Below are 13,299 nucleotides of genomic sequence, written 5' to 3'. Positions count from 1 at the left end.
AGCCCCGGCTACAAGTTTCTCCTATATCACTCCACACCGGCATTAGCAATTACGATTATACACACCTATCACAGTTAAGATTAGGTACAACCAGCACACATCATTTCTATGTAGGATAGAAATCACAACAAAATAAGCGTATATATCAAAATAAACATGTACATCAAATAATATGATACAGCCGCGGCCAATACAGATATAAGATTAGATTTATGAACTAACAAAATTCATCAAGTTAATAGCATCGGACTATTTGGCATCAAAACTGCTATCACCACAGTAACTGCAGCTAGCACATAAATACACATATACGTGCACTAGTTATATTGTGTAAGTCTTAAATTAAATTAGTCACGCCGCATAGTTGAATTAATCGGTATCCACTTACTTAATTCACTCAAATAATGACTAATCACAGCACCCTTAAAGTCCTAAATAGTGTAGAACAAGTTGCACTGAGAGCACTAATACAAGAGCTCATTCTACTAGACAAGAATCGACGAATTTTAAATCATCAACAGAAAATACACCTGCATTTATTTTTAAATTAACATATGACTTAAGAGTAGAAACTACTTCGGACACCAATTGTGACTCTAGAGTGTAAACCTGATTTTCTGCTGCTAGCACGTCTAGTAGGATTTTAGTTCCAGTACGGTATCCCAACTGATTTGCTGATAGAGCTGTTTTTTCAGAGGACAAAGCTATCTTCATGGCATTAATATGGTTAAGACCATTCATAAAATTCAGGTAGCTTTGTTCTGTCATCAAATTGATCTGATTTAGGGTCTGTCTGTAATCCTCATAAGCAGCAACTGATCTATGTATAAATTCATCTACCTTTGCGGAAACTGCCCCTCCCAAAAAGAGGGGTATAGTAAGTTGTACACCCACAACCAAACTAGGTTGAAATGCGCTTGGTACCGCAGACGTTAAATCTAAGCTATTATATTTGGATGTCGCAGTTAACTTTAAAATGGGAAAGTGAGCTGCTTTTTGCGTACTTATATCATTCTTTGCGGCACTAAGAAGCATGTACTTAGTCAGTATAGAGGGAGATTTCAATCTGGCTGTAGATATCCAGTAATTCAATGGATAATTTATGGCCTTCATATTAAGTGGGCCCAAATTATCAATAGATAGAGTATCAACTTTATCAACCTGCTGTCCTACTAGTATACGCAAGGCAGCCATAGATGATCTTTCTAGGGCTTGGGCAGAAACAATATCAGCCGTAGATAAAGAGTATTGAGCTTGGCTATACTGAACATCAGCAATTGTAGCAGTACCTGAATCAAATTTTCTTCGAGCTTGGCGCATTTGTTCCAATAGTACCTTGCGTCGGGCATATAGACTTTCCAATTTCTCCTGCGCTGATGAAACAGCTAAATAAGCATCCATTACACGTGTAGCTAAGTTATACTCTTCCTGCTGTACCGTATATGAAGCTGCTTGAGCTCGCATCTTTGCAGACTTTACAGCTTTGGATACGGTCATATCAACAAGCGATTCTTGAACAGAAAGCGAAAACAAGCTATCAAAATACCATTGCTTTGGAGCGGTAGATTGTATATGTGGAGGAAGTGGTGCAGGATAAGTACTCTGCACACCGGCAGATGCACTAACTGATGGCAAATAGCCAGCTTGAGCTTGTCTAACTAGGGTATCAGCAACCTTTTTTTGCGCCTGAGCGGAAAGATACGCTGGGTCTCTGGATTTTGACAAATTATAAGCTTCGCTGAGAGTAATTGACTTTGCCGATTGAGAAAATGTAAACAAAAAACCCATCAAACAAATAAGATCCCAGCGACAACGGTCTAAAAACATATTCCCCCCACATGTCTTAGAGACACCATTTGTTAGTTATTTGTACCGTGGCATTGTATTGTCCACCCTAAGCGCCCAGGCATCTATCCCTCCGATGAGAACAGAAACATCACTGAAACCCTTTCTTTCTAAAAAAATAGCTACTGACACACTACGGTCAAAGCCATGACAAACAACTACTACTGGCTGATCTTTATTCAAAGAATCGTAATTATCGTAGATGCTGTCATTAGGAAAGGAAACAGAGCCAGGAATAGAACAAATACTAAACTCCTCAGCAGAACGAATATCGACCAACAGTTGTTTTTCACCGTTTGGACCATCTAGCAACCGCTTCAGCTCACGTGGTAATAACTGTCTCATACTCAACAAAATCTACTAAAATTCAAATGAGCTACTATTGTCATTCACAAATGGGGGAACATAGTAATCAAAAAGTTCTAATCTCTTCCAGGATGATGAGTTGTTACTACGGTGATATCTAACAGCTGTAACTGCAGGAAAAACCCCTTCAAAACCAACTACATCAGCGTAAGACTCAGCAAGCGAGAAAAATCTATCAGAAATTCTATCTACAGAACCGCACAGAACTATTGTATCAAACCTCTTTGAAGAAAAATTGTAAGAAAAAATATCGGCCTCCACGATATCTATATTTTCAATATTGGAGCAATGAAAATTTTTCTTGGAAAAATCTACTAACTTTCTGTGTCTCTCCAAACAATAGACGACATTAGACACACGTGATAACAAGGCGGCAAAATACCCACTTCCAGATCCAAGAACAAGCGCTGAAGAATAGTTACGATCACATAATGAGCTAAGTAGCCTAGCCTCAACTCGTGGTGGAAACATCATTTCAGAAGTATCTAGCAGCGGAAGCTCCATATCAAAAAAAACCTGTCCTAGATACTCACTTGAAACAAAATTTTCCCTCTTAACCTTTCTTAGAATCTCAAAAACCCTTTCCTTGAAAACGGACCAAGTTCTCATTTGGGTATCAAACATGTTTTCACGGAGAACATCAAAATCCATATATATTCCCAAAATCAAAATATTACAAATCCGCATCAAGTCGCGGATGAAAACCAAAGTATCTCTTTATATCATCAAACAGTGTATAGATAACAGGTATAAAAATAAGCGTTAACATTGCTGATGTAATCACGCCACCGGCAACAGCCTGTGCCATAGGAGCACTGGACTCAGAACCTTCTCCTACTCCAAATGCAGAAGGAAACATACCGGCCAGCATGGAAATGGTCGTCATGAGAATTGGACGAAGACGAGTACGGGCTGCTGACAAAATAGCATCGTAAGCACTATCCCCTTTACGCATTCTAATATTGGCAAAATCAACTAGCAATATTCCATTCTTTGTGACAAGCCCCATTAACATAATTGTACCAATCATAGAGAATATGTTAAACGAAGATCTAAAGAGTACCAAAGCACCTACCACTCCAATTACAGAAAACGGCAATGTAGTCATAATAATTACTGGATCTATAAAACTATGAAACTGGGAAGCAAGAATCATATAAATAAATCCCACAGCAAGCAGCAATGCCTCTACAGTGTAGCCGACAGACTCTTTCATATCCTCACTATCACCAGATATACTCACTGTGTACCCACTTGGAATGTGTAAATTTTTAATTAACAATTTGGCTAAATTGGTAGCTTTGCTCAAACTACGGCCAACAAGCACACCCGAGGTAATTTTCACAGACTTCATCAAATTAATATGTTCTCGTACGTTACTCATATGAACTTGTTTCAAAGAAACAAGCTCAGACAGGGGAACCAAGTTTGATTTTACTGTACCAGGAACGGCAATATACAGATGAGACAAGTCATGCACTGACCTTAAGTCGGATGAATTAAGTCTTAATAGTACGGTATATCCTGTGCCATCTGGGGCTTGCCACACTTCAGAAGTATCTCCCCCAACCAAAATCCTTAATGCATTGGCTAAGTAAGTAACACTCATACCCATACTTGCTGCTTTAGTGGTATCAACTTTAATCTCTACTACTGGTCGTAAATCATCGGTACTCAATCTTGTGTCACTAAAAATATTTGCAGCTTGCATCTTATTTACTAGAAGTGACGACAACCTATTCAACTCTACATAATTATCTCCCATAATCTTAATTTCTATTGGCATTCTATTACCTGTTGGACCTTGCACACCAACAAGACCTATTCTAATTCCCCCCACTCGCGATAATCTTTCACGGATAATTGGAATTAAATCATTAACAGACCTACTTCTGTCCTTTATAGGCACCAATTTAACGTAAACACGCCCTGCTGTTTTGCTTCTTTTTCCAGATGACTCGGAATTTATAGAAGTAAGAGTTTGGGAAACTTCAGGAAAAGAATATAAAATTGCATCAATTTGTTTGGCTTTATCAGCAGTAACATATATGGAAGATCCAGCAGCAGATTGAAAATCTACTATTATTTCACTGTAATCACCGGCTGGAACAAAATCAACCCCCAAAAATCTAATAGTGTATATACTCAAACCCATCACAAAAATTGCAAAAATAATAACCACTAACCGACGACTTAGACACCATTTCACCACTAAAACATACAAAAATGACAAAGCTTTTTGAATATAATTAATAGCCTTAACGATAGGCTTAATGAAAACATTAGATGACTTTCCTCCAACATCTGGATCGTGCCAAACAGAAGACATCATCGGATCTAAAGTAAAACTAACGAACATGGACACGATAACGACAAACGAAACAGTAACTCCAAATTCCTTAAAAAACTGGCCTATTATTCCCCCCATAAAGGCTACCGGCAAAAAAACAGCAACAACTGTCATAGTAGTAGCAATTACTGCGAGTCCTATTTCATCTGTTCCATCCAGTGAGGCATGAACTGCATCTTTTCCCATTTCTAAGTGACGAATTATATTTTCACGAACAACAATGGCATCATCTATTAAAAAACCAACACTCAAGGACAATGCCATCAATGTTAGGAAATTAATAGAAAAGCCCATGGCATACATGCCAGCAAAAGAACTTATTAAAGTAATTGGCACAGTAAGACCTGTAATTACTGTTGATCTCCAAGATCCCAAAAATAAAAAGACGGTAAGTATTGTAAGAATTACTCCCTCAATAATGGTATTCCTGAAATTCCTTACGGCAGCACGAATTTTGTTTGAGGAATCACGAACAATATCTAGTCTAATATCTCCGTTAAATTCTTCATTCATCTTATCTACGGTTGCACGCACACGATTAACTGTCTCAATAAGATTAGCATCATCAGTTTTTATAACCTCTAACCCTACTGTAGGTTGGCTATTGCTTAAAGCCATGCTTTGCGGATCTTGTCGGCCGATAAGTATATTGGCCACGTTACGAAGTTGAACTCCCTTGGAAATGTATAATAATCCAAAATCTAGCGGATATTTTACACGATTTTTTACCTCCACATTTGGCTCTCTTCCACCATCCGCTATAAAAGAACCGACTGCCAAGTCGCGATTATCAGAACTAATAACGTTTAAAAGACTTTCCACGCCAACGCCAAACGAGGTTAGCAAATCTGGATCAACTGCTATGGTAATCTGCTTTGCCTGACTGCCCAGGGTATGAACAGCACCAACGCCATCAGTTGTCTGCAATCGAGGAACGATAACTCGCTTTACAAGATCAGTTATATACTCAACAGATCTTGAGTTGGATTGAATGGCAATAGAAATGATGGGGCTACTATTTGGATCAAAACGTGAAACTTCTGGCACACTCACGCCACTAGGAAACTTTGCTCGAATTGCACTTATTCTTTCCCGCACATCATTTGCTGCCACATTAGTGTCCACCTTGAGCAAAAAAGTGGCAGTAACAATTGATAGTCCTTGATAAGAACGAGAACTTATCTCCTTCAGACCAGAAATTGTGTTAATTGCTTTTTCTATTGGCTCTGAAACTTCTGTTTCCACTACATCTGGCGATGCACCGGTATACAAGGTCTTTACAGACACCACCGGAAAATTAACATCTGGGTACTGCTGCACTGGCAACTTAGGAAGAGATGACAGCCCAAATACAACCAAAGCAGCCATCATCATGGTAGCAAAAACTGGGTTGCCTACGCTAATTTTGGATATTAACACTATTTCCTCATGCTTTACCGCCGGCAAGTGTGACAATCTTTACATATGTTCCTTGGGCCAAAGAACCTAGGTCTTTTGATACTATAAGATCGCCATTTTTTAGACCGGATAGGATTTCAACATAACTTTGAACTTTGTCTATAAGGCCAGTCTCTACGTACTGTTTAACGATTTTGTCATTACTTATTAGATAAACAAAACTACGTCCTGACTCTTCATGAATAGCAACCTCAGGAACAACAATCGCATGGCGATGAACATCTGTAACTAAAAAACCCTTTACAAATACTCCTTCCTTGAAGACGTTTCCTGGGTTTGGGACAGGAGCAAATACTGTAAATGTGTGAGAATCAGGTTCAGACTTGGGTGATATCCTGGAAACAAATGAATTGATATGCTTGTGTGCATTTCCTATAAATAATTCTGCTGGAGTTTTAATTTTAATACGCAATATATTCTCTGCTGGAACCATCAAACTTGCCTCAAGATGCTCCAGATCTAATACTGAAAACAGTTTCTGACCAGGAACAACACTTTGTCCAGTATTTACATAAGAATCGGCAACATATCCATTAATTGGCGAATAAAAATCAGCATCTCTTATTTGATCGCATATCTCTTCATACTGGGCTTTGTAAAGAGCTAACTGTGCCTTTTTTTGCTGCAAATTAGCGCTGGCTGTTTCAAAAGCAAAATCAGAAACAAACCCCTTTTTGTAAAGTTGTTGAGTATTAGAAAAGTCCTTCTGCGCAAGAACAAGCTGAGAGGAGCCTACATCATACTGGCTTTTAGCTTGTTCACGTCTGTGAATAAAAATTTCCTTATCAAGGGATGCTAAAAGATCTCCTCTATGAACAAAATCTCCTCTTTTAAACATAGTTTTAGAGACATTGCCTGCCTGTTGGGTCGAAATATCGACCTGATTAGAAGAGATAACAGAGCCTATGACTGGTATTGAACTACGCAAATTACCATATCGAGCCCTGTCCAGGTCCGTATTTAGAAATTCGACCGAATGCTCCTTATTGTATCCTAAGTTTTCAGTATCAAACTCGTTGTTAGGTTCGCTAGACAAACATGAAGCAATAAGTAAAACGGGTACAATAAGGAGTGGTGCCAGAAAACATCTGCTTCTGAAATGAATTTCTCTACATCCCATATACAACACTCATAGAATATTGTCATCATGATACCCATTGTATAGTACCTGTATGCACATCAGGCGAAGCAACACCATCAACATGGTCAGATGATTCGCATGTAGGCATAGACAAACTTTCAGCTAACTTTCTATCAAGCAAATGTGATGGCACTACGTTAAACAGGCTTTTGAAAATAGTCTGAACGCGGCCAGGATAATCCCTGCTCCAGGAGTTTAACATTTCCTTAATTTGTGCTCTCTGCATATTTTTTTGGCTACCACACAAGTTGCATGGAATAATCGGAAACTTCCTATGTTCTGCCCAAAGCTGTGTATCTTTCTCTGAAACATAAGATAAGGGACGGATAACAATGTGAGCATGATCATCAGATAACAGTCTTGGTGGCATGGCTTTCATTACTCCACCAAAAAACATGTTTAGAAAAAAAGTTTCTATAATGTCATCTCGATGGTGGCCCAGGGCGATTTTGTTTGACCCTAGCTCATCAGCAAGACGGTATAAAATTCCCCTTCGCAATCTGGAGCATAGAGAACATTTGGTATCTTGTGGTCGCAAAACTCGGTTAATTATCTCAAGTGTATTTTGATATTCACAATGGAAGGGCACACCTAGAGATGCGGCGTATGCTGGAAGAACATCTTTAGGAAATTCTGGATGCCCTTGGTCAATATTAACTGCAATGATGCCGAATTTAATTGGGGCTATTTGTGAAAATTTCAATAAAATATCTAGTAGAGTATAGCTATCTTTTCCTCCGGACATACAAACCATTACTAGATCGCCATCGCTTATCATTGAGAAATCTTGTATAGCTTGTCCAACCTGCCGGCGCAGTCTTTTTTCCAGTTTGGTACACTCTCGTTTTTGCTTCCAAGGCAATACGTCCATATGACCCCTTTACGTATTAATCATGAATAATCTGCCCAAAAAGATAATATCCGTAATCAAGGACTCTTCTAAGCGCTGGATACCGTTTTCCCTATTTATGGAAATAGCGCTATACGACGGTGAGTTTGGATATTACATGTCTACAGAAAACCAACCTTTTGGTACAAAGGGAGATTTTATCACTGCACCGATTTTATCCAATCACCTAGGTAGAGCACTAGTAAGTCAATGGAAAACCCTAATTAACAATGAAAAATGCTGCATAACTGAACTAGGGGCTGGAGATGGATCTCTTGCTTGCACCATATGTAACGAGATTGAAAAACATAAAATCCCGCTTAAGGGATACAAAATATATGAAATATCACCCCATCTAAAAAAGTTACAAAAAAAAAATATAGAGTCTAAGTTGAGCAGAAATATGTTATCCAAAGTATCGTGGATAGATGATCTGCAACCAAGATGTACTAGTGGTATAGTGTTTGGCAACGAAGTAATTGATGCTATTCCCTGTGAACTGTTGCGGTGGACACATGAAAAAACTTGGAGATGTGGAATAACAGCGCCCCAGGATGATCAGATTATGGTTGAGTGGCGCGAACTTGAGGACTCTAGCCCTGATGAATCACTAGAAAAACATGCAAACGACAGGCTTATCTATCTTAACAAGCAAGGCAGTCTACCCTACGAGAGTGAAGTACATCCCAAAGCGCAGTTATTTTTTGAAAAAGTCGTCTCTTACCTTGACAGAGGCATATTGCAAATTATCGATTATGGTTTTGAGGAATCGGTCTACTACATGCCATCACGCCCGTGTGGAACTTTAATGTGTCATAACAAACAGCTTACACATGACAACTTTTTGAGCAACATTGGGTCCCAAGACATCTCGGTACATGTAAATTTTTCTCTACTAGCAGAGATAGCGCACAATATGGGACTTACGTTACACGGGTATATATCTCAAGGAAGGTTTTTTACGAATGTACTAAATAAGAGTCCAGACATAATAGGCCCCATGAATCATATCGACGCGCAGTCACTACAAATATTAATCAATCCTCATGAAATGGGTGAAATATTCAAAGTTATAACTTGGGAAAAAAACATGGACCTAGGCACTACCTCATTTTCAGCTGGAGATATATCATATAAACTGTAGGTTACTGGGTTAAGAGCTTCCACCATGTTTGATCAGTTAGCTTCGCGTTTCTATGATATTCAGAAAACTTTGAGTGGAAAGGCTAGGATATCGGAAAAAAATATAGAGGATGCTCTGCGTGAGGTTAGAGTAGCTTTGGTGGAAGCTGACATTGCGTTAAGCACTCTGAAGAGGTTTATAGACGGTGTCAAAGAAAAGTCAATAGGACAGAAGGTGCTTTCCAGCCTGACACCTGAGCAGGCCTTTGTTGGTATAGTTCACAAGGAGCTAACGGATTTATTTGGTGCGGCAAAGTCTGAGATAAACTTGAGCTCTGCGCCGCCTACGGTGTTGCTCTTAGCTGGCTTGCAGGGCTCAGGTAAGACCACGACTGCTGGTAAATTGGCCAAATTTATTCATGATAAAACCAAAAAGAGGGTGCTTCTATCCAGTGGTGACGTTTACAGGCCGGCAGCTATTGACCAGCTTAGAATTCTAGCTGGTCAGTTGTCCATAGATTTTCATGAAACGGGTAAAAGATCACCCCAGGACATAGCTAGATCAGTGCTTGAGCATGCGCGTAGCAATTCGTATGAAATTGTAATTTTTGACACTGCTGGTCGAACTTCCGTTGATGAGCCGATGATGAGAGAACTCACTGAGCTAGTAAACATTCTCTCTCCTGTTGAAACTTTTCTAGTGGTAGATAGCATGTTGGGTCAGGATGCGGTCAATACCTCTATTGCTTTCAAGAATGCTGTAAATATTACTGGTGTTATAGCTACAAAGCTAGATGGTGACACTCGCGGCGGAGCAATACTATCAGTATGGGATACTATTGGTGCGCCGATAAAGTTTTGCGGTGTATCAGAAAAAATGGATGGGTTAGAGGAATTCTACCCTGATAGGATGGCGTCACGCATACTTGGGATGGGTGACGTAGTATCACTAGTTGAGTTTGCACAGAAAGCAGAAAAGAGTCGTCTCGAAGAAAAAGATGTAAGAAAGTCTAAAAAGAAATTTGACATGACAGATTTTAGAAGTCAGTTGGCGCAAATACAGAATATAAGCTCAGTACCTGGATTCCTTGATAAGTTACCTAGGGATCTAGCGGCGGCGACAGCAAAACATATACCTCAGACGGCTAAAACTGTTAAGTTATCGCTAGGAATTGTGGACTCCATGACTGAGCAAGAGCGCAAGACACCAGAAATAATTAAGGCTTCTAGAAAGAGAAGGATTGCCTCTGGGGCTGGAACTACGGTGCAGGAAGTAAATAAGCTTATTTCACAATTTGAAAAGACTCAAAAAGCAGTAAAGCAGCTTAGTAAGGGTGGTGGCAGCATAGAGAAGCTTATGGGTCTCGTAAGAGGGTTTAGTCGTTAGATTTAGTTTACTAGACCGTAGCCGCGATAGATTCTTTTATTTCTGTGGACAGCTTGTCTAGGACGTTGTTGACATACTTATAGCCATCTGTTCCTCCGTACACTTTGGCTAACTCTACGGCCTCGTTAATAACGACGGGAGCTGGGACATTCTTCTGATAGAGTAGCTCAAAAACGGAGACAACAAGAATAGCCATCTCCACTGGAGTAACTCTAGAAATTGGGCGATCCAAGCACTTAGACAAGCATTCTAGAATCTCGCGCATATAATCTCCGATCCCAGCAAACAAGACCTCGAAGTAATCTTTATTACACCTAAAATAATCGCTATCCGTATCTAAAACGCACCTTAAGTTGGAGTAGGGCTCTTCATTAGTGCGCTGAGCATCATTCAGCAAAAAATACCTGTAAAGGCACTTCATTGCACAAACCCTAGAGCGAGATCTGCTGGAAAAACCTGGACTCTTAGCTCTTGATTTACAAAGAGAATCATGCATCATGGTATAGATCCTAAATCACTAAGATTTTAAAAATTGGCGCAAAAGTGCCATTTCTATAGCGCAATCAGCAAAATCCTCGCCGCGACGAATTCTATCAGATGCTTGAAGAAAATTATCAGTTGTCAAGATGCCGTTAACCACAGGCAAATCAACATCTTCCTGAACTCGGTATATGGACGCTGCACTTTGCAAAGCAACAACATCAAAGTGAAAAGTATCTCCACGAATGACACTACCAATGGCCACCAAGACGTTTGGGCGACAAGAGTGGCGGGCCAACAGTGAAAGGGCATAGGAAACCTCCAGAGACCCGGGAACACTCACTTGCAACAAGTTAGACTCTGTAATTCCCCTGGATAAAAGCCTGCCAACACAACGGTCTCTGAGATAGGCGGTAATACCAAAATTGAAACGGCTGGTAACAACCCCAACAACCAGATTAAAGGAAGAAACGTCGAATGGTAGATCATCATTTCTCAATAAACTTTCAGCAGACATTAACCACCTCCATAAAAAGCGATATTTGTCTATAGGTCAAAACACGCCTTCCAGTCATCAAAAGATAAATCTACTCGAGTAAGCGATACATCTTTAGCTATAAAGTCTAGAGCTGCTTCCGTCCTCTTAAACATTACATCTAAGGAAGATATCTTGGATAGATCCTTGAAGAGCATACCCAAAGAACCCTTAATCAAACGAAAGAGACCTACAGTCCCTTCCTCAGGCAACAAGCCATTCATACGCTTCATCAAGGTGGCAGAGACATCTTCGCTCATAGAAACATCACCAAAAAAACCCTTACTAATCAGCAAGTCTCCTTCACCATGCAAGGCATCACTTCTGCACACTACGCACCAAACGCAACCATCAACAAGATCACAGTATTGTCTAACAGAGATATTATTACAGAGACTAAATTCATCACTAAAAGACAAAATCTGCTCATTATTCAAACGATAATCAACTAGCTCCTCGATCAATCCTATTTTAAGCCCATGGCGAAGAGCAAATTTCTCCAAATCTGGCAACCTGGACATAGAACCATCGTCGTTGATAACTTCACAAATCACGGCAGCAGGAGACAAGTTAGCTGCCCGACATAAATCCACGCTAGCCTCAGTATGTCCTGAGCGCACAAGAACTCCGCCGTCAAAAGCGCGCAATGGAAACACGTGTCCTGGGCGCTTGAAATCATCCGGAACGGCATCGGGTGAAAGCATTTTATAGACTGTCACATATCTATCGTGGGCAGACATGCCGGTAGTAATTCCGCTAGACGCATCCACAGCCACGGTAAAAGCAGTGCTGCCCAGGGGGGAAGTAGGGACCATGGGATAAAAATTTAGACGATCGCACATCTCTCCAGAAAGAGGAACACACACACATCCTCTCCCATGGATAGCCATAAAATTTATGGCTTCCGGCGTAACAAAGTCTGCTGCTATTACCAGGTCACCTTCGTTTTCGCGGAAGATATCATCCACGATAACGACCATTTTCCCCTTGGAAAAATCAGACAAAACCTCTTGTATTGAAGAAACTGGCATCAATCACCGTTATTTCTTGAATTATTCAAAAACACTTCAGTGCAACGCAGGACATAGCGAGACATCATGTCAACTTCGATATTCACAGAAGACGACAAACTAAGACAATGGGCCATCGTATGGGAAAGCGTATACGGAATCAAGTTTACACTGAAACGCACATATCCCACACCATCATAAACTGCATTTACTGTAAGACTAATACCGTTAACAGCAATAGAACATTTTCTGGCTATATGTGGAGCAAATAAAATTGGAATGGAAACCACCATCTCCGTAGAATCACCGACCAAGCTCCAGCCCACAATCGAGCCTACACAGTCAACATGTCCATACATAAAATGCCCGCCTAGCAAAGAAGAAACTTTCAAAGACGGTTCTAAATTAACAAGAGCCCCAAGCGTATCGAGTCCACAAGTAAGGGACAAGGTCTCTTTAGATACATAAAAGGAAAATTTAGAACCAGCAACCGACTCCACAGTTAGACAAACACCAGAAACACACAAACTGTCACCAACAGACACACTTGAATAATCAAAAGAGGTTTTATCTATGCACAGATCCACCACAATACGCAAACCAGAATTACCAGGATCTACATTAACCACCCGACCAATACCAGAAACTATGCCAGTAAACATCAGAAAAACCACCAAACATCGAACCGGTCATCAAGAGATGAGAGAACCTGGGCA

At 40.1% G+C, this 13,299-nt stretch carries 12 protein-coding genes; 2 read left to right on the top strand and 10 right to left on the bottom strand.

The genetic code is table 11. The features are described from left to right. Positions 1-477 precede the first annotated feature (477 nt). The 6 genes from A6733_RS07060 to ttcA are packed head-to-tail and all read right to left on the bottom strand — an operon-like array spanning position 478 to position 8,031. Positions 478-1,827, bottom strand: coding sequence for a TolC family protein (locus tag A6733_RS07060; protein ID WP_092403012.1), 1,350 nt, complete (start codon positions 1,825-1,827; stop codon positions 478-480). A gap of 36 nt (positions 1,828-1,863) precedes the next feature. Then, on the bottom strand, positions 1,864-2,190 hold the full coding sequence (locus A6733_RS07055; RefSeq protein ID WP_092403014.1) for a rhodanese-like domain-containing protein: 327 nt from the start codon (positions 2,188-2,190) through the stop codon (positions 1,864-1,866). 15 nt (positions 2,191-2,205) lie between these two features. Beyond that, on the bottom strand, positions 2,206-2,862 hold the full coding sequence (locus A6733_RS07050) for a protein-L-isoaspartate O-methyltransferase family protein (protein WP_175330460.1): 657 nt from the start codon (positions 2,860-2,862) through the stop codon (positions 2,206-2,208). Between the two features lie 22 nt (positions 2,863-2,884). Next, positions 2,885-6,016 carry an efflux RND transporter permease subunit gene (locus A6733_RS07045; RefSeq protein ID WP_139057421.1) on the bottom strand — a complete coding sequence of 1,044 codons (3,132 nt, stop codon included), beginning with the start codon at positions 6,014-6,016 and terminating at the stop codon, positions 2,885-2,887. Continuing rightward, the gene (locus tag A6733_RS07040) at positions 5,988-7,139 is read right to left on the bottom strand and encodes an efflux RND transporter periplasmic adaptor subunit (RefSeq protein WP_092403020.1); all 1,152 of its coding nucleotides are present in this window, start codon (positions 7,137-7,139) and stop codon (positions 5,988-5,990) included. Before A6733_RS07040 ends, A6733_RS07045 begins: the two co-directional genes overlap by 29 nt. A 25-nt stretch (positions 7,140-7,164) precedes the next feature. Next, on the bottom strand, positions 7,165-8,031 hold the full coding sequence (gene ttcA / locus A6733_RS07035; protein ID WP_092403022.1) for a tRNA 2-thiocytidine(32) synthetase TtcA: 867 nt from the start codon (positions 8,029-8,031) through the stop codon (positions 7,165-7,167). A 22-nt stretch (positions 8,032-8,053) separates the two neighbouring features. Here ttcA and A6733_RS07030 point away from each other — a divergent pair, with 22 nt between their 5' ends. Together A6733_RS07030 and ffh are read left to right on the top strand one after the other, a co-directional pair. After that, the gene (locus A6733_RS07030; RefSeq protein WP_092403024.1) at positions 8,054-9,193 is read left to right on the top strand and encodes a class I SAM-dependent methyltransferase; all 1,140 of its coding nucleotides are present in this window, start codon (positions 8,054-8,056) and stop codon (positions 9,191-9,193) included. Positions 9,194-9,217: 24 nt separating this feature from the next. Beyond that, positions 9,218-10,558, top strand: a complete 1,341-nt coding sequence (ffh, locus tag A6733_RS07025) for a signal recognition particle protein (protein WP_092403026.1) — start codon at positions 9,218-9,220, stop codon at positions 10,556-10,558. Between the two features lie 10 nt (positions 10,559-10,568). Here ffh and nusB read toward each other — a convergent pair whose 3' ends face one another. The 4 genes from nusB to A6733_RS07005 are packed head-to-tail and all read right to left on the bottom strand — an operon-like array spanning position 10,569 to position 13,245. After that, a complete protein-coding gene (nusB, locus tag A6733_RS07020; RefSeq protein WP_092403028.1) occupies positions 10,569-11,057 on the bottom strand; it encodes a transcription antitermination factor NusB in 489 nt (162 codons plus the stop codon). A gap of 18 nt (positions 11,058-11,075) precedes the next feature. Further along, positions 11,076-11,555, bottom strand: coding sequence for a 6,7-dimethyl-8-ribityllumazine synthase (gene ribH / locus A6733_RS07015; RefSeq protein WP_092403030.1), 480 nt, complete (start codon positions 11,553-11,555; stop codon positions 11,076-11,078). A 29-nt stretch (positions 11,556-11,584) separates the two neighbouring features. Next, positions 11,585-12,604 carry a 3,4-dihydroxy-2-butanone-4-phosphate synthase gene (ribB, locus tag A6733_RS07010; protein ID WP_092403032.1) on the bottom strand — a complete coding sequence of 340 codons (1,020 nt, stop codon included), beginning with the start codon at positions 12,602-12,604 and terminating at the stop codon, positions 11,585-11,587. Further along, on the bottom strand, positions 12,604-13,245 hold the full coding sequence (locus A6733_RS07005) for a riboflavin synthase (protein ID WP_092403034.1): 642 nt from the start codon (positions 13,243-13,245) through the stop codon (positions 12,604-12,606). Before A6733_RS07005 ends, ribB begins: the two co-directional genes overlap by 1 nt. Positions 13,246-13,299 lie beyond the last annotated feature (54 nt).

It is taken from the genome of Candidatus Ichthyocystis sparus, from assembly GCF_900078745.1.
GTDB classification, from domain to species: Bacteria; Pseudomonadota; Gammaproteobacteria; order Burkholderiales; family 2013Ark19i; genus Ichthyocystis; species Ichthyocystis sparus.
Note: the sequence above shows the minus strand (reverse complement) of the source record. Positions and strands in the feature narration are given on the sequence as shown.

What these genes read in the sequence shown, in the direction of transcription:
- A6733_RS07060 (WP_092403012.1), bottom strand. Translation starts at nt 1,827, where the DNA reads ATGTTTTTAGACCGTTGTCGCTGGGATCTTATTTGTTTGATGGGTTTT.
- A6733_RS07055 (WP_092403014.1), bottom strand. Translation starts at nt 2,190, where the DNA reads ATGAGACAGTTATTACCACGTGAGCTGAAGCGGTTGCTAGATGGTCCA.
- A6733_RS07050 (WP_175330460.1), bottom strand. Translation starts at nt 2,862, where the DNA reads ATGGATTTTGATGTTCTCCGTGAAAACATGTTTGATACCCAAATGAGA.
- A6733_RS07040 (WP_092403020.1), bottom strand. Translation starts at nt 7,139, where the DNA reads ATGGGATGTAGAGAAATTCATTTCAGAAGCAGATGTTTTCTGGCACCA.
- ttcA (WP_092403022.1), bottom strand. Translation starts at nt 8,031, where the DNA reads ATGGACGTATTGCCTTGGAAGCAAAAACGAGAGTGTACCAAACTGGAA.
- A6733_RS07030 (WP_092403024.1), top strand. Translation starts at nt 8,054, where the DNA reads ATGAATAATCTGCCCAAAAAGATAATATCCGTAATCAAGGACTCTTCT.
- ffh (WP_092403026.1), top strand. Translation starts at nt 9,218, where the DNA reads ATGTTTGATCAGTTAGCTTCGCGTTTCTATGATATTCAGAAAACTTTG.
- nusB (WP_092403028.1), bottom strand. Translation starts at nt 11,057, where the DNA reads ATGATGCATGATTCTCTTTGTAAATCAAGAGCTAAGAGTCCAGGTTTT.
- ribH (WP_092403030.1), bottom strand. Translation starts at nt 11,555, where the DNA reads ATGTCTGCTGAAAGTTTATTGAGAAATGATGATCTACCATTCGACGTT.
- ribB (WP_092403032.1), bottom strand. Translation starts at nt 12,604, where the DNA reads ATGCCAGTTTCTTCAATACAAGAGGTTTTGTCTGATTTTTCCAAGGGG.
- A6733_RS07005 (WP_092403034.1), bottom strand. Translation starts at nt 13,245, where the DNA reads ATGTTTACTGGCATAGTTTCTGGTATTGGTCGGGTGGTTAATGTAGAT.